The 20,613-nt window shown below is 73.6% G+C and carries 6 protein-coding genes; all 6 read right to left on the reverse strand.

Translation table 11 applies throughout. The annotated features are described in order from the left end of the window. Nucleotides 1-64 precede the first annotated feature (64 nt). Nucleotides 65-10,804: a type I polyketide synthase gene (locus tag ACIBLA_RS13285; protein WP_399198596.1), complete on the reverse strand. Its 10,740-nt coding sequence runs from the start codon at nt 10,802-10,804 to the stop codon at nt 65-67. 29 nt (nt 10,805-10,833) lie between these two features. After that, a complete protein-coding gene (locus tag ACIBLA_RS13290) occupies nt 10,834-15,825 on the reverse strand; it encodes a type I polyketide synthase (RefSeq protein ID WP_399198597.1) in 4,992 nt (1,663 codons plus the stop codon). Between the two features lie 140 nt (nt 15,826-15,965). Then, a complete protein-coding gene (locus ACIBLA_RS13295) occupies nt 15,966-16,991 on the reverse strand; it encodes a nucleotide disphospho-sugar-binding domain-containing protein (protein WP_399198598.1) in 1,026 nt (341 codons plus the stop codon). A gap of 277 nt (nt 16,992-17,268) precedes the next feature. Beyond that, on the reverse strand, nt 17,269-18,147 hold the full coding sequence (locus ACIBLA_RS13300; protein WP_399198599.1) for a 3-hydroxybutyryl-CoA dehydrogenase: 879 nt from the start codon (nt 18,145-18,147) through the stop codon (nt 17,269-17,271). Next, nucleotides 18,144-19,151: a ketoacyl-ACP synthase III gene (locus ACIBLA_RS13305; protein WP_363240932.1), complete on the reverse strand. Its 1,008-nt coding sequence runs from the start codon at nt 19,149-19,151 to the stop codon at nt 18,144-18,146. Before ACIBLA_RS13305 ends, ACIBLA_RS13300 begins: the two co-directional genes overlap by 4 nt. Continuing rightward, nucleotides 19,144-20,484 carry a crotonyl-CoA carboxylase/reductase gene (ccrA, locus tag ACIBLA_RS13310; RefSeq protein ID WP_399198600.1) on the reverse strand — a complete coding sequence of 447 codons (1,341 nt, stop codon included), beginning with the start codon at nt 20,482-20,484 and terminating at the stop codon, nt 19,144-19,146. Before ccrA ends, ACIBLA_RS13305 begins: the two co-directional genes overlap by 8 nt. Between the last annotated feature and the right edge of the window lie 129 nt (nt 20,485-20,613).

Below are 20,613 nucleotides of genomic sequence, written 5' to 3' on the forward strand. Positions count from 1 at the left end.
ATCTCCCTACATGGGTAGTGCGGTGGGCGGATCCAGGGGCGGCCGGTGCGGTCTGTCGCGCGGGTCAGCCTGTCGCGGGGTCGTCGCCGAGCGCTTCGCCCAGCGCCATGCTGATCAGCGCGTCGCTGTCCATGGCGTCGATGGCCGCCGACCCACCGGTGCCTTCATCGTCCCCCTCGGCGCCGGCGCCGGAAACGGGTTCCGGCTCGATCCCGGCGAGTTCGAGAAGTCCGTTCAGGAGTCCCGCCTCGCGCAGTCTAACCACCGGGATCGCGCTGAGCGCGTCTCGGATGCCGTCGTCGGTCAGGGCGGCCGGGGCCGCCGACTCGTCGGTGACCGGGGCCAGTTCGGCGCCCAGGTGCTCGGCGAGCGCGCGCGGGTTCGGGTAGTCGTAGATCATGCCCGCGGACAGTTTCAGCCCGGTGACCAGCGTGAGCTTGTTCCGGAAACCCATCGCCGACAGTGAGTCGAAACCGACCTCGTTGAACGGTTTGTCCAGCTCGATCTCGTCGGGGCTCGCGTAGCCGAGGATCCCGGCGGCGTGTGTCCTGACGAGTGCGAGCAGTGCGGGCATCCGCTGGTGGGGCCGCATCTCCGCCAGCCGTTCGCGCAGCGTGCCGCTCTCGGCCGCGGTGTCGTCGGCCGTACGGCGCGCGGAGGAGGGCATCAGGCTCCGGAAGAGCGCGGGCAGTTCGTCGGCGTCCTGCCCGGCGAGCGCCCGGATGTCCAGCCGGATCGGCAGCAGGAGCGCGTCATCCAGGGAGCGGGCGGTGTCGAGGAGACCGAGACCGTCCGCCGTGGACAGCGTGCCGATGCCGGTGCCCGCGATACGGGCGGTGTCGGCAGCGCCGAGTCCGTCGGCCATGCCGCCGTCGCCGGTGTCCCAGGCGCCCCAGGCCAGTGATGTCCCGGCCAGTCCCGTGGCCCGGCGCCGGGCGGCCAGCGCGTCCAGGAACGCGTTCGCCGCCGCGTAGCTGCCCTGTCCGGGCGAGCCGAGCACGCCGGCCGCCGAGGAGAACAGGACGAACGCCGACAGGTCGAGCCCCGCGGTCAGTTCGTGCAGATTGAGCGCCGCGTCGACCTTCGGCCGCAGCACCGCGTCCACCCGGTCCGGGGTGAGCGAGGCGATCACGCCGTCGTCCAGCACACCGGCGGCGTGCACGACGCCGCGCAGCGGTCGGTCGGCGGGGACGGTGGCGAGCAGGGCCGCCACCGCGTCCCGGTCGGCGATGTCGCAGGCGACGACGGAGACGGTCGCGCCGAGTCCGGCCAGTTCGTCGCGCAGTGCGGCGGCGCCGGGGGCGTCCGCGCCGCGCCGGCTCGCCAACAGCAGGTGGCGTACGGCGTGTTCGGCGACGAGATGGCGGGCGACGGCGCCGCCGAGTGCCCCGCCCGCGCCGGTGACCAGGACGGTCCCCTCGGGGTCCCAGAGCGCGGCGGCGGGGGTGGTGGGGGCGGTGATCCGGACCATCCGGGGAGCGAGGACGGCGCCGTCGCGCAGCGCCGTCTGTGACTCCCCCGCGGCCGTGGCCGCGGGCAGCGTCCGCAGGGCCGCGCCGGTCTCGGTGCCGGCCGCGGTGCCGCTCGCTTCGAGGTCCACGAGCACGATGGCGCCGGGGTGTTCGACCTGTGCCGAACGCACCAGGCCGGCCACCGCCGCGCCCGCCAGGTCGCGCGGGCTCTCGCCGTCGCACGCGACCGCCCCGCGGGTGACCACGACGAGCTTGCGGTCCGCCGAACGCGGGTCCGCCAGCCACGACCGGAGCACCGCGAGGACGCGGTTCACCTCGTCGTGTACGGCGTCGGCGCCGTCCTCCTCGGAGCCCGCGGGCAGCAGGGTGACGGGGCCCTCGTCTGCCGCCGGGTCGCCGACGACGGTGGCGCCGAGGGTGTCGGCCAGTCCCCAGCGATCCGGTCCGAGGACGCTCCAGCCGCCCGTTCCGCCCACCGGGCCGGCCGCGACCGGCTGCCACTCCACGCCGAACAGGGTGTCGGCGTGCCTGGCGGGCGCGGCCACGGGCCGGGCCGTGGCGGCGGACATCGGCCGCAGCAGCAGCGATCCGACGGAGACGACGGGCTTTCCGGCGGCGTCGGCGATGTCCAGGGCCACCACGCCGTTGCCGGAAGGCCGTACGTGTACGCGCACATGGGTGGTGCCCACCGCGTGCAGGTCGACCCGCTCCCAGGAGAACGGGAGCACGGGCTCGCTGCCCGCCGACGCCCCGCAGCCGATGGTGTGCAGGGCGGCGTCGAGGAGCGCGGGGTGGATGCCGAACCGGTCGACGTCGGCGTGGGTGCCGGGCTCCAGACTCACCTCGCCGAACACCTCGTCGCCGCGCCGCCATACGGTGCGCAGGCTCTGGAACGCGGGACCGTAGGCCAGTCCCTGTTCCGCGAGGTCGGTGTACATCCCGTCGAGCGGCAGCCGCTCGGCGCCCGGCGGCGGCCACTGGGTGAGGTCGAACGACGTCCGCGCGGCGGCGGCCGGTGCCAGCGCTCCGGCGGCGTGCCGGGTCCACGGCAGCCGGTCGTCGGCCCCTTCCACGCGCGAGTGGACGCTGAAGCGCCGTACGCCTGCCGAGTCCGGTGTGTCCACGGCGAGTTGGAGCCGTACGCCGGCGCGCTCGGGCACGATCAGGGGCGCCTCGATGGTCAGTTCGTCCAGTTGCGGGCAGCCGACCTCGTCACCGGCGCGGATCGCCATCTCCACGAAGGCCGTGCCGGGGAAGAGCACCGAGCGCTCCACGCGGTGGTCGGCGAGCCACGGGTGGGTGCCGACCGAGACCCGGCCGGCGAACAACACGCCGTCGGCGCCCGCGAGTTCGGTCGCGGAACCGAGCAGCGGGTGCTCCTCGGGTCCGGCACCGGCCGAGGCGGTCTCCAGCCAGTAGCGCTGCCGCTGGAACGGGTAGGTGGGCAGCTCGACCTGGCGGCGCTCGCCGAACACACCGCGCCAGTCGACGGCCGTGCCCGCGACGTGCAGCCGGCCGAGCCCGGTCAGGGCGGCGGCGGGCTCCTTCTGGTCCTTGCCGAGGAGCGGGGTGACCAGGACCTCCTCCGACCGCTCCACCAGGGTCTCCTGGGCGAGGGCGGCGAGGGTCGATCCGGGGCCGATCTCCACGTATCGGGTCACCCCGAGCGCGTCCATGGCGCGGACGGCGTCGTGGAACCGTACGGGACTGCGCACCTGCCCGACCCAGTACTCCGGGGTGCTCAGCTCGTCGCCGATCTCCTCGCCGGTGACCGTGGAGACGATCGGGACGCGCGGCCGGGAGAAGTCCGACTTCTGTGCCACGGAGGCGAGTTCGTCCAGAATCGGGTCCATCAGGCCCGAGTGGAAGGCGTGCGAGACCCGCAGCCGCCGGGTCCGGCCGAACCGCTCGGCGACGGCGTCGACCGCTTCGGCCGGGCCCGAGATCACCACCGACTCCGGTCCGTTGACGGCGGCGATGTCGACCCCGTCCGTGAGGGCGGCCCGTACGCGCTCCTCCGAGGCGGCGACGGCGGTCATCGCCCCGCCGGCGGGCAGCGCCTGCATCAGCGCGCCGCGCGCCACGACGAGTGCGCCGGCGTCCTCCAGCGTGAGTACGCCGGTGACATGGGCCGCGGTGAGTTCGCCGACGGAGTGGCCCGCGACGTAGTCGGGCCTGATCCCCCACGCCTCCAGCAGCCGGAACAGCGCGACCTCGACGGCGAAGAGGGCGGGCTGGGTGAACTCGGTCTCGTCCAGCAGGAGCGCGTCGGCCGTGTCGGGCTCGGCCCACATCACCTCGCGCAGCGGACGGGCCGCGTACCGGTCGATCACCTCGCACACGCTGTCCAGCGCGGCGGCGAACACCGGGAACTCCTCGTACAGTTCACGGCCCATGCCGAGCCGCTGCGCGCCCTGGCCGGAGAAGAGGAACCCGGTCCGGCCGCCCGTGCCCGCGACGCCCTCGGCGACGCCGGGCGCCTCCTCGCCGTCGACCAGCGCCATCAGGCCGCGCAGGAACTCCGGGTACCGGCTCCCGACCACGACCGCGCGGTTCTCCAGTGCGGCGCGTGAGGTGGCGAGCGAGTGGCCGACGTCGGCGAGGTCCCGGTCGGGGTCGTCGTTCAAGTAGGAGAGCAGCCGCTCGGCCTGGAGGCGCAGAGCCTCCTTGTTCCGGCCGGAGAGCACCCAGGGCACGGTCGGGGTGTCCGCCGCACCGTCGTCGGCCGGTGTGTCGTCGGCCGCTGTGTCGTCGGCGGGCGGCTCCTCGATGATCACGTGCGCGTTGGTGCCGCTCACGCCGAACGACGAGACGCCCGCGCGACGGGGCCGGTCCGAGCGCTCCCACGGCACGGCATCGGCGAGCAGCCGCACGTTCCCCGCCGACCAGTCGATCTCCCCGGACGGCGCCCTGACGTGCAGCGTCTTCGGCAGTTCGGCGTGCCGCATGGCGAGCACCATCTTGATGATCCCGGCGACGCCGGCGGCGGCCTGGGTGTGCCCGATGTTGGACTTGACGGACCCGATGAGCAGCGGCCGGTCCGCCGGGGCGTCCTGGCCGTACGTCGCCATCAGCGCCTGCGCCTCGATGGGGTCGCCGAGCTTCGTGCCGGTGCCGTGCGCCTCGACGGCGTCGACGTCGCCCGCGCCGAGGCGGGCACTGGCGAGTGCCTGCCGGATCACCCGTTGCTGGGCGGGGCCGTTGGGGGCGGTGAGGCCGTTGGACGTACCGTCCTGGTTCACGGCGGAGCCGCGTACGAGGGCGAGGACCGGGTGGCCGTTGCGGCGCGCGTCGGAGAGCCGTTCCAGGACGACCAGGCCGGCGCCCTCGGACCAGGCGGTGCCGTCCGCGTCGTCGGAGAACGCCTTGCAGCGGCCGTCCGGGGCGAGCCCGCCCTGCCTGCTGAACTCGACGAACGTCTCGGGCGTCGCCATCACCGTGACGCCGCCGGCCAGCGCCAGCGAGCAGTCGCCCTGCCGCAGTGCCTGCGCGGCCAGGTGCAGCGCGACCAGCGACGAGGAGCACGCCGTGTCGACCGACACGGCGGGGCCTTCGAGGCCGAGGCTGTAGGCGACACGCCCGGTCACGATGGAGCCGGAGCTGCCCGCGCCCAGATAGTCGTGGTACTGCACACCGGCGTACACACCGGTGCGGCTGCCCTTGAGCGACCGGGGGTCGATACCGGCCCGCTCCAGCGCCTCCCACGACGCTTCCAGGAGGATCCGCTGCTGCGGGTCGATCATCGGCGCCTCCTTCGGCGCGACGCCGAAGAACGCCGGGTCGAAGTCGCCCGCGTCGTACAGGAAGCCGCCCTCGCGCACGTAACTGGTGTTCGGGCGGCGGCGGTCGGGGTCGTACAGACCCTCGACGTCCCAGCCCCGGTCGGCGGGGAACTCCCCTATGCCGTCGGCCTGTTCGGAGAGCATCCGCCACAGGTCGTCGGGCGAGGAGACACCGCCGGGGAAGCGGCAGGCGAGGCCGACGACGGCGACGGGCTCGTCCGCCTCGCCGACGGCCGGTGCGGCGACGGCGGCGCCCTCGCTCACCCCGGACAGGGCGCCGAGCAGATACTCGGCGAGTGCGGTGGGTGTCGGGTAGTCGAAGACGAGCGTGGCGGGCAGCCGCAGGGCGGTGGCGGTGTTGAGGCCGTTGCGCAGTTCGATCGCGGTCAGCGAGTCGAAGCCGAGCTGCTGGAATTCGAGCAGCGGGTCGATGTCGCGCGCGGACGGGTAGGCCAGGACGGACGCGGTGTGTTCGCGTACGAGGTCGAGTACGGCCCCGAGGCGGTCCTCGGCGGGCAGCGCGGCCACCGACTCGGCGTACGAGACGGTGCGTTCGACGGCTCCGGCCGCCACGCGGCGCGCGGCGCCGCCGGCCAGGGTGTGGAGCTGCTTCGGCGCGTCGGCGCCCCAGGCGCGCAGGGCGGCGAGGTCGAGTCTCACGGCGACGGTCGTGGCGCCGGAGGGGCCGCCGTCGCCGGGTGTCTCGCGGAGCGCGGCGTCGAGAAGCGCGAGTCCTTCGTCCGTGGACAGCGGCAGCAGGCCCCCGCGCGCGTGCCGGGTGGTGTCGGCGTCGGCGAGGGCGCCGCCCATGCCGCCGATCCCGCTCCACAGACCCCAGGCCACGGACAGCGCGGGCAGTCCGTCGGCGCGGCGGTGGGCGGCCAGTGCGTCCAGGAAAGCGTTGGCGGCGGCGTAGTTGGCCTGGCCGGGGGCGCCGAGGACGGCGGAGACGGAGGAGAACAGCACGAACGCGGCGAGGTCGCCGCCGCGGGTCAGCTCGTGCAGGTTCAGTACGCCGTCGACCTTGGGCCGCAGCACCGCGTCCACCCGTTCGGGCGTCAGCGCGGTCAGTACGGCGTCGTCCAGCACCCCGGCGGCGTGCAGCACGGCCGTCAGGGGGTGCTTCTTGGGGATACGGCCCAGCGCCTTGCCGAGCGCCTCGCGGTCGGCCACGTCGCAGGCGGACACGCTCACGCGGGCGCCGAGCGCGGTGAGTTCGGCGACGAGGCCGCCGACCGCCGACTTGCCGCCACGGCTCAGCAACAGCAGGTGGCGTACGCCGTGTTCGGTGACGAGATGGCGGGCGACGACCCCGCCGAGCGCGCCGGACGCGCCGGTGATGAGCACGGTGCCCTCGGGGTCGAACACCCGGCTGTCGGGGGCCTCTTGGGCGGCCGGGGTCCGGTTGAGCCGGGCGGCGTGCGGGAGAGTGCCGCGTACCGCGAGCTGCGGCTCGCCGGAGGTGCGTACGGCGGCCAGTACGGCGTCGCCGAGGTCCTTCCCCGCGTCCGCCTCCTCGACGTCGAGCAGCACGAACCGGTCGGGGTGTTCGGCCTGCGCCGCGCGGACCAGGCCCCAGACGGCCGCGCCCGCGAGGTCGCGCACCGGCGCGCCGCCGGCCGGGACGGCGCCCGTGGTGAGCAGGACGAGCGTGGAGTCGGCGGTGTGGTCGGAGGCCAGCCAGTTCTGGGCGGCGAGCAGCGCGCGGCGGGTGGCCGCGCGGGTCGACTCCGCGTCCGTTCCGGGCGTGGAGCGCAGTACGACGACCTCCGGCACGGGACCGGTGACGCCGCTCAGGTCGACGTCGTCGAACTCGGCGGTTCGCGCCGGGTGTCCGGGCAGCGGACCGGCCGGGATCGGCTGCCAGTCCGTCCGGTACAGCGGGTGGACGGCCGTGGCGGTGGGCGCGGCCGTCTCCAGCGGGCGGAACACGTTCGCCTCGACGGTGGCGACGGGGTCGCCCGCCGCGTCGGCGACCGTCACGGCGAAGGTCTCGGGCGCGGTCGGCGAGAACCGCACGCGCAGCGCGGACGCGCCGCTCGCGTGCAGTTCGACGCCGGACCAGGAGAACGGGACGAGGCCGGCCCCGCCGGCCGTACTGTCGCCGCCGCCCGCCGCGCGCAGGGCGTGCGTCGCCGCGTCGAGGGCGGCCGGGTGGAGTGCGAACTCCTCGGCGCCGTGCGGCGGTTCGTCGGGCAGCCGCACCTCGGCGAAGATCTCGTCGCCGACCCGCCAGGCGGCGCGCAGCGAGCGGAAGACGGGGCCGTAGGTCAGCCCGGTGTCGGCGAAGTCGTCGTAGAGCCCGTCCAGCGGGATCTCCTGGGCGTCCTTCGGCGGCCAGACGGCCAGTGCCGCGCCGGGGCGGCCGGTCGACGCGACGACGGTGCCCGCCGCGTGCCGGGTCCACGGCTCGTCGTCGGGGGCGTCGTCGGGCTGCGAGTGAACCGTGACGGGGCGGCGCCCGGCGGGGTCGGCGGCGCCGACGGTGAGCTGGACGCGTACGCCGCCGTGCGCGGGCAGCACCAGGGGGCCGCTGAGGGTCAGCTCGTCGACGCGTCCGCAGCCGACCTGGTCGCCCGCCTGGACGGCGAGTTCGACGAAGGCGGTGCCGGGCAGCATGGCCACCTCGCCCACCATGTGCTGGGCGAGCCACGGCTGTTGGGCGAGCGAGAGCCGGCCGGTCAGCACGGCGCCCCCGGTGCCCGCGAGGGTGATGGCCGCGCCGAGCAGGGGGTGCCCGTGCGTGCGCAGGCCCGCCGAGGTGACGTCGTCCTCGGTGCCGCGCCCGTCGAGCCAGTAGCGGCGGTGCTGGAAGGCGTAGACCGGAAGCGGGACACGGCGGGCGCCCCGCGCGGCGAAGACGGCCGTCCAGTCGGGGTCGACGCCGCCGACGTACAGCTGGGCCAGCGCGGTCAGTACGGCGGCGGGCTCGGCCCGGTTCGCGCGCAGCGTCGGAAGCAGGACGGCGCCGTCCTCGGGTGTCGTGGTCAGGGCGCGGCGGGCGAGCGCGGTGAGGACGCCGTCCGGGCCGACCTCGACGTAACGGGTGACGCCGGAGGCCTCCAGGGTGCGTACGCCGTCGTGGAAGCGGACCGCCTCGCGGACGTGCCGAACCCAGTACTCGGCGCTGCCCAGTTCACCGGACGTGGCGAGTTCGCCCGTCACGTTCGAGACGACGGGGATGGTGGGCGCGGCGAAAGTCAGGCCCCGGACGACGGCGGCGAACTCGGTGAGCATGCCGTCCATGTGCGGGGAGTGGAAGGCGTGGCCGACCCGCAGTCGGCGGGTCTTGCGGCCGGTGTCGCCGAACCGGCCGGCGATCGCGGCGGCGGCCTCGTCGTCGCCCGAAACGACCACGGAGCGGGGGCCGTTGACGGCGGCGATGCTCACCCGGTCGGTGAGCAGGGGCCGTACCTCGTCCTCGGTGGCCTCGATCGCGATCATGGCGCCGCCGCCGGGCAGCGCCTGCATGAGCCTGCCGCGCGCGGCGACGAGCGCGCACGCGTCGTGCAGGTCCAGCACCCCGGCGACATGGGCGGCGACCAGTTCGCCGATGGAGTGTCCGATGAGCACGTCCGGTGTGACGGACCAGGACTCCAGGAGCCGGAAGAGGGCCACCTCGACGGCGAACAGGGCGGGTTGGGTGTACTCGGTACGGTCGAGCCTGTCCGCGTCGTCGAAGATGACGTCGCGCAGCGGGCGGTCCAGGAACGGCGCGAAGACGGCGCACACGGTGTCCAGCGCCTCGGCGAACACCGGGAAGGCGGCGTGCAGTTCACGGCCCATGCCGACACGCTGCGAGCCCTGCCCGGAGAAGAGGAACGCGGTGCGGCCGGGGACGGGCGGGCCGGTCAGGAGACCGGGGGCGGTGGCGCCCTTGGCGAGCGCGGCGAGTCCGTCGCCCACGGCGGCCGGGTCGTCGGCGAGGACCACGGCGCGGTGCTGCAACGGCGAGCGTGTGGTCGCCAGCGAGTAGCCGAGGTCGAGCAGCCGGTACGGGGACGAGTCCGCGAGCCGGGCCGCGACCGGGACCAGTTGCTCGGCCTGGGCCTGGAGCGCCGATGGGCTCTGGGCGGTGACGGGCAGTGGTACGGCGACACCGGCGGGCCACGCCGGGTCCGTCGCCGCAGCGTCGGCCGACGGGTCGTCGGCCGGGGCCTCTGCCGCCGGGGCCTCCTCCAGGATCACGTGCGCGTTGGTCCCGCTCACCCCGAACGAGGACACGCCCGCGCGGCGCGGTGTGCCGCCGTTCTCCCACGGGCGCTCGGTCTCCAGCAGCCGTACGGCACCGGCCGACCAGTCGATCTCCCCGGAGGGCTCGCTGACATGCAGCGTTCTGGGCAGCAGCCCGTGGCGCATGGCGAGCACCATCTTGATGACGCCGCTCACCCCGGCGGCGGCCTGTGCGTGCCCGATGTTGGACTTGACGGAGCCGAGCCACAGCGGCCGGTCGGCGGGGCGGTCCGCGCCGTACGTGGCGATCAGCGCCTGCGCCTCGATCGGGTCGCCCAGGGTCGTACCGGTGCCGTGGCCCTCCACGGCGTCGATGTCGGCCGGGGACAGCTGCGCGTTGGTCAGGGCCTGCCGGATGACGCGCTGCTGGGAGGGGCCGTTGGGCGCGGTGAGGCCGTTGGACGCGCCGTCGGAGTTGACGGCGGAGCCGCGGATGACCGCGAGGACGGGGTGGCCGTTGCGGCGCGCGTCGGACAGCCGCTCCAGCAGGAGCAGTCCGGCGCCCTCGGACCAGCCGGTGCCGTCGGCGCTGTCGGAGAACGCCTTGCAGCGGCCGTCCGGGGCGAGCCCGCGCTGCCGGCTGAAGGCGCGGAACGGCGAGGGGGTGGACATCACCATCACGCCGCCGGCCAGCGCGAGGGAGCAGTCGCGCTGCCGCAGGGCCTGGCCGGCCAGGTGCAGCGCGACCAGGGAGGACGAGCAGGCGGTGTCGACGGTGACGGCGGGGCCTTCGAGGCCCAGCGAGTACGCGATCCGGCCCGAGATGACCGAGCCGGCCGTGCCGGTGCTGAGGTAGTCGTCGGCGACGGCCGCCATCCGGTCGGGCGCCACGCCGTCGTAGTAGTCCTGGCTGCCGCTGCCGAGGAACACGCCGACCGGGGCCTCACGGAGCGACATCGGCGGGATGCCCGCGCGCTCCAGGGTCTCCCAGGCGAGTTCGAGCGCGAGTCGCTGCTGCGGGTCCAGGGCCAGGGCCTCGCGCGGTGAGATGCCGAAGAACGCGGCGTCGAAGTCACCGGCTCCGCTGAGGAATCCGCCCTCGGTGACCCGGTCGGCGTCCGGCCCGTCGTCGAAGAGGGCGTCCACCTCCCAGCCGCGGTCGGTGGGGAACGGGCCGATCGCGTCGCCGCCCGCCGCCACCAGCTTCCACAGGTCCTCCGGGGAGCGGATGTCGCCGGGGAAGCGGCAGCCCATGGCGACGATCGCTATCGGCTCCTGCTCGGCGGCCTCCAGTTCGCGCAGCCGCTCACGCGTCTGATGCAGGTTCGCCGTCACGCGCTTGAGGTAGTCGACCAGCTTGTCTTCGTCAGCAGCCATCGCTTCTCGTGTCCTGTCCATGGGCCCGGTCAACTCGCGCCGAGTTCGTTGTCGATCAAGTCGAAGAGGTCGTCGGCCGTGGCCGTCTTCAGCCGGTCCGTCACGCCCGCGCCGTCGTCGCCGCCGCCGAGGGTCCCGGTCAGCTTTCCGACAAGGCTCTGGAGCCGTGCGGTGACGCGGGTGCGTTCGATCTCGTCCCGGCTCAGCCCGGCCAACCGGGCCTCCAGCCGGTCGAGTTCGACGGTCAGCGGGACGGCCGCCGCGCCCTCCGGCTCGCACACCAGGGTCCACAGGTGTTCGGCGAGCGCCTTGGAGCTGACGTAGTCGAAGACGACCGTGGCGGGGAGTTTCAGCCCGACGGCCGCGCCGAGCCTGTTGCGCAGGTCGACCGCCGTCACTGAGTCGAAGCCGATCTCCTTGAAGACACCGGCCGGTTCGATCGACGCGGCGCCCGGGTGGCCGAGTACGGCGGCGACATGGCCCCGTACCAGTTCGAGGAGCTGCTGGTGCTGCTCGGTCTCCGTCAGCCCGGCGAGGCGGTCCGCCAGCGCCGTACCCGCTCCGTCGGCGGCGGCCGGTGCGTCGGCGGCGGACTGCTCGTCCAACACCCGCCGGGCGTCGGTGAGATCGCGCAACAGGGGGCGGTCACGGGTGAGTGTGTAGACGGGGACGAAGAGGTCCCAGTCGATGTCGGCGACGACGAGATGGCTCTCGTCCCGGTCCAGCGCCATCCCGAGCGCCCGCACCGCGGGCTCCGGGTCCATCTCGGCCAGGCCCATCCGGCGCAGGTGCGCGCCGCTCTCCTCGCCGACCATGCCGCCGCCGCCCCAGGAGCCCCAGGCGACGGAGGTCGCGGCGAGGCCGCGGGCGCGGCGGCGCTGGGCGAGGCCGTCGAGATAGGCGTTGGCGGCGGCGTAGGCGGGCTGTCCCCCGGTGCCCCAGACAGCGGCGCCGGAGGCGAAGAGGACGAACGCGTCGAGTTCCCGGTCGCCGAGCACCCTGTCCAGGGCTGCGGCCCCGCCGGCCTTGGCGCGCATCGCGTCGGCGAACACCTCGGGGGTCGCCTCGGTCAGCGGCGGCTCCTCGGTCAGCACACCGGCCGCGTGCAGGACGGCGGTCAACGGCTTGTCGTCGGGCAGTGCGGCGATCAGCGCGCCGAGCGCCGCCTCGTCGGAGACGTCGCAGGACTCGATGAGCACATCGGCGCCCAACGCCCTCAGTTCGGCGGCCAGTTCGCCGGCTCCGGGTGCCTGTGGGCCGCGGCGGCCGGCCAGGACGATACGTTCGGCGCCGCCGCGCGCCAGCCAGCGCGCCACGTGCGAGCCGACGACTCCGGTGCCGCCGGTGACCAGCACGGTGCCGCGCGGGCGCCAGGCGGTGTGGGCGCTGTCGCCGAGCGGGGCGCGTACCAGCCGCCGGGCGAACGCTCCCGTACGGCGCACGGCCACCTGCTCCTCGCCGTCGGCGCCGGACAGGATCCGGCAGAGCCGGTCCAGCGCGGCGGGATCGCCGGACTCGGTCGCGGCGATGTCGACGATGCCGCCCCAGGTGTCGGGGGCGTCGAGCGCGAGGACGGTGCCGAGTCCCCACAGGGAGGCGGCGTCCGGGTCGACGTCCTCGGCGGTGTCGACCGCGACAGCGTCGGAGGTGACGCACCACAGGGGTGCGTCGATGTCCGCGTCGCGCAGGGCCTGGAAGAGCGTGAGGGTGCTCTCGACGGGGTACGGAAGTCCCCTGTACCCGGTCTCCGCGGGTCCTTCGGTGGCTGTCAACGACAGGACACCGGTGGGCTGTTGGCCGCCGAGCGCGTCGCGCAGCCGGGCGGTCAGCGCGGTCCGGTCCGCTCCGTTGGTCTCGGCCGTGACCACGGTGGCACCGCTCGCGGCGAGCGCGCGGCCGGTCGCCTCGGCCTGCCGGGCGCCGGGCGGGACGACGAGCAGCCAGGTGCCGGTCAGCCCGGCGAACGAGCCGCCGGCCAGTGGCGCCCACGACACGCGGTAGCGCCAGGAGTCGACGGTGGAGATACGGGTCCGCTCCCGGCGCCAGGCGGAGAGGGCGGGGACGACCTCACGCAGCTGCCCGGCGTCCACGTCGAGCATCTCGGCGAGGGTGTCGGTGTCGTTCCGCTCGACACCGGCCCAGAAAGGGCCCCCGTCGTCGGTCGTGCCGGGCACGGCGGCGGGCGGGGCCGCGGACTCGGGGTGCCAGTACCGGGTGCGCTGGAACGGGGTGGTCGGTACGTCGACGGGCTCGGCGTACGGGAAGAACGTCGCCCAGTCCACGGGCAGTCCGCGTACATGCCGTTCGGCCGCCGACCTGACGAACCGGTCGAGACCGCCCTCGTCGCGCCGCAGGGTGCCGGTGACGACGGCGTTGTCGTCGAGCGCGTCCAGGGTCTCCTGGATGCTCATACCGAGCACCGGGTGGGCGCTGATCTCCAGGAAGGCCATGGGGCCGCCGGTGGCCAACTCCCCCACCACCGAGGCGAATCTGACCCGGTTGCGCAGATTGTCGAACCAGTAGCGGGCGTCCAGCTCCGTACCGTCGACCCAGTCGCCGGTGACGGTGGACATCATCGCCACCTCGGCCTCGCGCGGTTCGATCGGCGCGAGGTCGCTCAGCAGGCGCTCCTCCAGGGCGTCGACGTAGGCGGAGTGCGAGGCGTAGTCCACCGGGACCCGCTTGGCGCGTATGTCGTCGGCCGTCAACTCCTCCCGCAGCCGGTCCAGTACGGTGCCCTCGCCGGACAGCACCACGGACTCGGCGCCGTTCTCGGCGGCGATCGAGACCTGGTCGCGGTACCGGTCCACGTATGCCTCGGCGCGCTCGGCCGACAGGCCCACGGCGAGCATGCCTCCCCGGCGGTCGAGGAGTTCGGCGATGGCCTTGCTGCGCAGGGCCACCACCCGAGCGCCGTCGTCCAGCGACAGCGCGCCCGACACGCTCGCGGCGGCGATCTCGCCCTGCGAGTGGCCGATGACGACGTCCGGTTCGACGCCGTGCGCGCGCCAGACGGCGGCCAGGGAGACCATCACGGCCCACAGCACGGGCTGGACGACATCGACGCGTTCGGCGGGCGGCGTGCCCGGAAGGCCGCGCAGGACCTCGGTCACCGACCAGTCGACGTACTGGGACAGCGCCTTCTCGCACTCCGCCAGACGCTGCGCGTACACCTCGGACTCACCGAGCAGCCGGGTCGTCATACCGGCCCACTGGGATCCCTGGCCGGAGAAGACGAACACCGTCTTGCCGCGTGCTCCGGCCCGGCCGGTCACGACACCTTGCGTGGTCTCACCGCTCGCCAAGGCGCGCAGCCCGGCCGCGAGTTCGGCCCGGTCGGCGCCGACGACGACGGCCCGGTGCTCGAACAGGGAACGGCCGGTGACCAGCGAGAGGCCGGTGTCGTCCAGCCGGGCGCCGGGGTCGGCGGCGGCTTCGGCGTCCAGGTGGACGGCGACGCGGCGGGCCGACTCGCGCAGCGCGGACTCCGTCTTGCCGGAGAGCACCAGCGGGGTGACCGCGCCGACGGCCGGCCGCTCGTCGGAGTCGAAGCCGGAGCCGGAGTTGGAGTCGGAGGGGGAGGCGGAGCCCGCGTCGGGGGCGGCCGGGACGGCGGCGCCCCGCTCCTCGGCCTCCTCCAGGATGATGTGCGCGTTGGTGCCGCTGAGACCGAACGACGAGACGGCCGCCCGGCGCGGACGCCCGTGGTCCTGCCAGGGCTCCGCCTCGGTGAGCAGACTCACCGCGCCCGACGCCCAGTCCACGTGCCGTGAGGGCTCCCCCACGTGCAGGGTCTTGGGCAACTGCCGGTGGCGCATGGCGAGGAGCATCTTGATGATGCCCGCGATGCCCGCCGCGGCCTGCGGATGGCCGAGGTTGGACTTGATGGAGCCGAGCCGCAGCGGCCGGTCGGCGGGCCTGCCCTGGCCGTAGGTGGCGAGCAGCGAGCGCGCCTCGATGGGGTCACCGAGCGCGGTTCCGGTGCCATGGGCCTCGACGGCGTCCACGTCGGCCGTGGTGAGACCCGCGTCGGCGAGCGCCTGCTGGATGACCTTGATCTGGGAGGGGCCGTTCGGCGCCATCATGCCGTTGCTCGCGCCGTCCTGGTTCACGGCGGAGCCGCGCACCACGCCCCACACCCGGTGGCCCAACCGCCGTGCGTCGGAGAGCCGTTCGAGCACCAGCACGCCGACGCCCTCGGCCCAGGCGGTGCCGTCGGCGTCGTCGGAGAACGACTTGCAGCGGCCGTCGGGCGCGAGCCCGCGGCGCCGGCTGAAGTCGACGAAGATCTCGGGGGTGCTCATCACGGCGACACCGCCGGCCAGCGCCATCGTGCACTCGCCGCTGCGCAGCGACTGCGCGGCGAGGTGCACGGCGACCAGCGAGGACGAACAGGCCGTGTCGACCGAGACGGCAGGACCTTCGAGGCCGAGGTTGTACGCGACCTGGCCGGAGACCAGGCTGCCGCCGGGGGCGCCACCGTCGTAGTCGTGGTACATCAGGCCGGCGAACACGCCGGTCGAGCTGGAGCGCAGGACCTCGGGCGCCAGTCCGGCGCGTTCGACCGCCTCCCAGGACGCTTCGAGGAGGATGCGCTGCTGCGGGTCCATCCGGCCGGCTTCCAGCGGGCTGATCCCGAAGAACGCGGCGTCGAATTCGGCGGCGTCGTAGAGGAATCCACCCCTACGCACATACGTTTTTCCGGGCTGCTCGGGATCGGGGTGGTAGAGCCCCTCCACATCCCAGCCTCGGTCGAGGGGGAAATCACCGATGGCGTCCTGGCCCTCGGCCACGAGCCGCCACAGATCGTCCGGTGTGGAAATACCGCCGGGATAGCGACAGCTCATGCCGACGATCGCGATGGGCTCGTAGCCGCGTGACTCGACCTCCCGCAGCCGTTGCCGCGTCTCGTGGAGGTCGGCTGTAGCCCGCTTGAGATACGCGCGAAGCTTTTCTTCCTGTCCCATGGCGGCCCCGTTCACGAGATGCCCAATTCGGTTGTCCAGCACGTGGAATGACACTGGAATGAGTTCGAATGAGTTCGCCGTGCGTCGCGAACCGGAAGTTCCTTTTCGCTCCGTCGAAGCTCCCCGCTGAACGCTACCGAGATCGGGTACCCGCACCCACCCCTAAAATCGGTGGGGCCGACAGGTGTCCCCCTTCATCGGCCGGTCGCGATGCCGACCAATTCCGGTACGACCTCACGCGGAGTCGGCATGGACGTCATTTCCTTGAGGAGGAGTTGAGCTTTCTCCCGGACCGGGGAATCTCCGGCGAGCTGGTCGATGACGGCGGTGTCCAGCTGTGCGGGGTCGCTGAGGAGTCCGGCGCCGTGCTGCGCGAGCCGCTGTGCGATGCCGGCGCCCGGCGCGGCGGAGTCGGTCAGGAGGGTCAGCTGCGGCAGCCCGTAGGAGAGCGCGGCCACGGCGAGCGACGTGTTGCCCCCGTGCACGACGCCCACGCAGGACGCGAGGACCGTGCCGGCCGGTACGGAGTCGAAGAGGCGTGCCTGGGCGGGCAGTTGGCCCCCGGACGGAATGCGGTCCTCGGAGAGTTCGCAGATCAGCTCGGCGTCCGAACCGGCCGCGGCCTCGAACAGGGCGGGGATCGCGCTGTCGGGCACGTCGGCGGCCACGTAGATCCTGCGGGTGCGCGGGGTGCGCTGGAGCCAGGCGGGGATCACGTCGGGGCCGGTGTACGGCACAGGGCGGACGGACAGGTTGTCGGCGTCCTCGGACCGGCGCAGGGACGGCGGGAGACAGTCCAGGGTGCCGTGACCGGCCACCGGGTCGCCGTCCGCGCCGGGGCGGCTGTCGAACGGTCCGGCGACCCGGACGCGCGCCGCGCCCAGCAGTCCGGCGGCGGTGGCCCCGGCGGGCGCGTGGGCGTCCCAGAGGACCAGGTCGGGCCGCCACAGCTCGCCGTGGGCCACCAGGCCGTCCACGTCGGTCTGTTCGGCCAGCCGCGCGCCCTCGGACCCGCCGTCGGACGCCTCGGGCCGGTCGGACCCGTCGGGGGCGTCCGTACCGACGGCGACGGCGACGAAGCCGGTCGCCGTGACGGCCTCGGTGAAGGCGGGACGGGCGGCGATCTGCACCGCGTGCCCCGCGGTGCGCAGTGCCCAGCCCAGCGGCACCAGATGGTGCAGTCGTGCGTGCGAAGACGGCGTGACGAGTAGAACGCGCATGGACCCCTCCACGGAACCCGGCAAGTCGGCGCTGAGCACGCGACGGGACGTCACGGACGATAGCGCCCGCGCGTCGCCGCGCGGACCCCTAAGCGGGCGGCCGTAGGGGGTGGTCGGCCGGTCCCCGGTGACTCCGCGGACACCCGCCCCGGCCGGCCCCCGAGACCGCCGTCGGACGGGGCCGGCCGCCCCGGAACGTACCGCCCGGATAGGGGTTGACCGGCCGGCCGGGACCCCGGCAGCGGTCGCGGGGCCGGCATGGGACGCGGGCCCGGCATCAGACGTAGCTGTAGAAGCCACGGCCGGACTTCTTGCCCAGCAGTCCGCCCTCGACCATGCGCGACAGCAGGGGCGGCGCCGCGCAGAGGGGGTCCTTGAACTCCGCGTACAGCCCGTCGGCGACCGCTGCCAGGGTGTCGAGACCGATCATGTCGGCCAGCCTCAGCGGCCCCATCGGATGCGCACAGCCCAGGGTCATCCCCCGGTCGATGTCCTCGGGCGTGGCGAACCCCGACTCCGCCATCCGCATCGCCGAGAACAGGTAGGGGACGAGGAGCGCGTTGACGACGAAGCCGGACCGGTCCGGGGACCGTACGACCTCCTTGCCCAGCATCTTCGTGACGAACGTCTCGACCCGGTCGTACGTCTGCGCCGAGGTGAGCAGACAGCCGGTCAGCTCGACCAGCGGCATGACGGTCACCGGGTTGAAGAAGTGCGTCCCGATGACCTGTTGGGGCCGCGCGGTGGCGCCCGCGACGCGCATGACGGGCAGCGAGGAGGTGTTGGTGGTGAAGACGGCCCGCGGGTCCTCGACGATCGCGTCGAGGCGGGCGAATAGGGCGAGCTTGGCCGGCTCGTCCTCCGTGATGGCCTCCAGGACGAGTTGGCGGTCGGCGAGGTCGCCGAGGTCCGTGGTGAGGGTGATCTGCCCCAGGATCGAGGCCCGTTCGGCCTCGGCGATCCGGCCCTTGGCCAGGGCCCGGTCCAGCGACTTCTCGATCCGGCGCAGGCCCGCCGCCGCCGAGCGGTCGGAGGAGACGGCGACGAGCACGTCCACGCCGGACTTCGCGCACATCTCGGCGATCCCCGAGCCCATCAGACCGCAGCCCACCACACCGACGCGGACGATCTCGGAGTCGGTGCCGGCGGCACTCACGACGGTCCTCCCGTCGCCTTCCAGCGCAGCACGCTGGTGCCCAGTGCCATACCGCCGCCGAACGCCGCGAGCAGGACGGTATCGCCGTCACGCAGCTCACCCGCCCGGTTGGCGTGGTCGAGCGTGACCGGCAGCGAGGCGGCCCCCGAGTTGCCGAACTCCTCGATGGTCAGATGCGTCCGGGCGTTCTCCAGACCCGCCTCGTCGGCGAGGTCGCGCAGCAGGACACCGTTGGCCTGGTGCGGTACGAAGTGCTCAACGTCCGTCTGCCCGACGCCCGTTCTGGCCAGCAGTTCCTTGATGGCCTGCGGCACCTTCCCGCGTACGTAGTCGGTCACGTCACGCCCGCGCATCCGCAGATAGTGGCCGCCCTCGTCCACGGTCCGGTGGGACGCCGGGTTCCGGCTGCCGCCCGCCTCGATCACGAGGAGTTCGGACTGGTCGCCGTGGCCGAGCAGATCCGTACCGACGATCCCGTACGTCTCCGGGACCGGGCCGATGACGGCGGCGCCCGCCGCGTCGGCGAGCAGCACGCGGGTGCCGCGCTCCTCGGGGTCGGTGAAGCGGGACCAGATCTCGGCGGCCACCACCAGGGCGTGCGAGCCGGGCCGGTCCGCGACCAGCTTGGCCGCGACGTCGAGTCCGACGACGAAGCCGCTGCAGCCGATGTTGATGTCGAAGCACGCCGCCCGGTGGGCGCCGATGGCCGACTGCACCAGACAGGAGACCGGCGGCAGCGGGGCGTCGGGGGTGGTGGTCGGGACGATGATGTAGTCGAGCCGGTCGGCGGGCAGGCCGATCTGGTCGAGCGCGCTCGTGGCCGCCGCGACGGCCAGGTCGGACGTGGCCTGCGAAGGCGCCGCGTACCGGCGGGACTTGATCGCGGTCTTGCGCTCGATCCACTCGGCGGTCACGTCGAGGGCGGGGGCGAGGTCGTCGTTGCCGACGACGGTCTCGGGCACGCACGAGCCGGTGGCCAGGATGCCCACGGAGTGCCTAGACATGGTTGCTCACGCCCATCAGGTTGATCCTGTCCTCACCGATCAGATCGCGCTTGGCCTGGTCGGTGACGCCCAGACCGGTCTTCGGCGCGAGGCACAGCACACCGATCTTGCCGATGTGGGTGTTGTTCTGGACTTCCCTGGCGGCCTCGCCGATCGATTCGAGCGGGTAGACGGCGGACAGCACCGGCATGATCCGGCCCATGTCGATCAGCCGGTTGCTCTCCCACTGCTCGGCGAGGTTCGCGGCGTGGCTGCCGACGACGCGCTTCAGCTTCATCCAGAGGTAGCGGTTGTCGTACTGGTGCTGGTAGCCGGTGCTCGAACCGCAGGTGACGACTGTTCCGCCGCGGCGTACGACGAACATGGAGATACCGAAAGTGGCCTGGCCGGTGTACTCGAAGACGATGTGCGGGTCCTCGCCGAACTCCCGGCGGATGATCTTGCCGATCTTCTTGCCTGCCTCGATGACCTGCGCGGGGTCATGGCCGTCGGCCTCGCCGATGCCCAGTTCGCTGCGGTTGATCACCAGGTCGCAGCCCAGGTCCCGCAGGACCTTCGCCTTCTCCTCGGAGCCGACGACTCCGACGGCGATGCCGCCGCCGTGCTTGACCAACTGGACGGCGTGCACGCCGAGTCCGCCCGCCGCGCCCCAGATCAGCACGATGTCGCCCTGCTTCATCCGGGCGCCCCGGTCGCTGACCAGCATCCGGTAGGCGGTACCGGCGCAGGCGGGGGTGCTCGCGGCCTCTTCCCAGGTCAGATGAGCCGGCTTGGGTATGAGCTGGCTGGCGCGCACGATCGCGTAGTGGGCGAGGCCGCCGAAGTTGGTCTCGTAACCCCACGCCTTCTGGCCCTCGCCGAGCATGCCGTCGGCGTGTGTGACGGCTTCCTGGTCGTCCACCTGGATGGGGCTGGACAGCACATGGTCGCCGACCTTCCAGCGCCGCACGCCGACGCCGGTGCGCACGATGACGCCGGCCGCGTCGGAGCCCAGCACGTGGTACGGCTGGTCGTGCCGCCGCTCCCAAGGACCCGTCCTGCCCAGCGACTTGAGGAAGGTGAAGGTGGGCACCGGCTCGAAGGTGGCCGACCATACGGTGTTGTAGTTGACGGAGCTGGCCATCACGGCCACGAGCACTTCGTCCGGGGCGAGTTCGGGCATCGGCACGGGGCCGACGCGCAGCGACTTGCGGACGTCCTTGTCCTCGGCGTCGCCGAACATACCGATGTCCTCGACGCGGGTGTGGGCGGCGAGATATTCCGTGGGGACCGGCAGCTTTTCGAGCTCGTCGGCTGCCGCCTCGGCGATCAGCGCCTCGGCCAACGCGTCCATACGAAACCCTTCTTTCCTCTGGGTACGCGCCGGGGCCGTCGGGCCCCGGCTTCTCGGGTGGCGTGACGACCACTGCGTGGCCGAGAACGGAGCGTCCTCGGCCACGCGGTGGGTCAGGGTCGTCCCGGC

Origin of the sequence: Streptomyces sp. NPDC050433, assembly GCF_044458565.1 — a bacterium.
Taxonomy (GTDB): Bacteria; Actinomycetota; Actinomycetes; order Streptomycetales; family Streptomycetaceae; genus Streptomyces.

What these genes read in the sequence shown, in the direction of transcription:
- ACIBLA_RS13305 (WP_363240932.1), bottom strand. Translation starts at nt 19,151, where the DNA reads ATGTCTAGGCACTCCGTGGGCATCCTGGCCACCGGCTCGTGCGTGCCC.
- ccrA (WP_399198600.1), bottom strand. Translation starts at nt 20,484, where the DNA reads ATGGACGCGTTGGCCGAGGCGCTGATCGCCGAGGCGGCAGCCGACGAG.
- ACIBLA_RS13285 (WP_399198596.1), bottom strand. Translation starts at nt 10,804, where the DNA reads ATGGCTGCTGACGAAGACAAGCTGGTCGACTACCTCAAGCGCGTGACG.
- ACIBLA_RS13295 (WP_399198598.1), bottom strand. Translation starts at nt 16,991, where the DNA reads ATGCGCGTTCTACTCGTCACGCCGTCTTCGCACGCACGACTGCACCAT.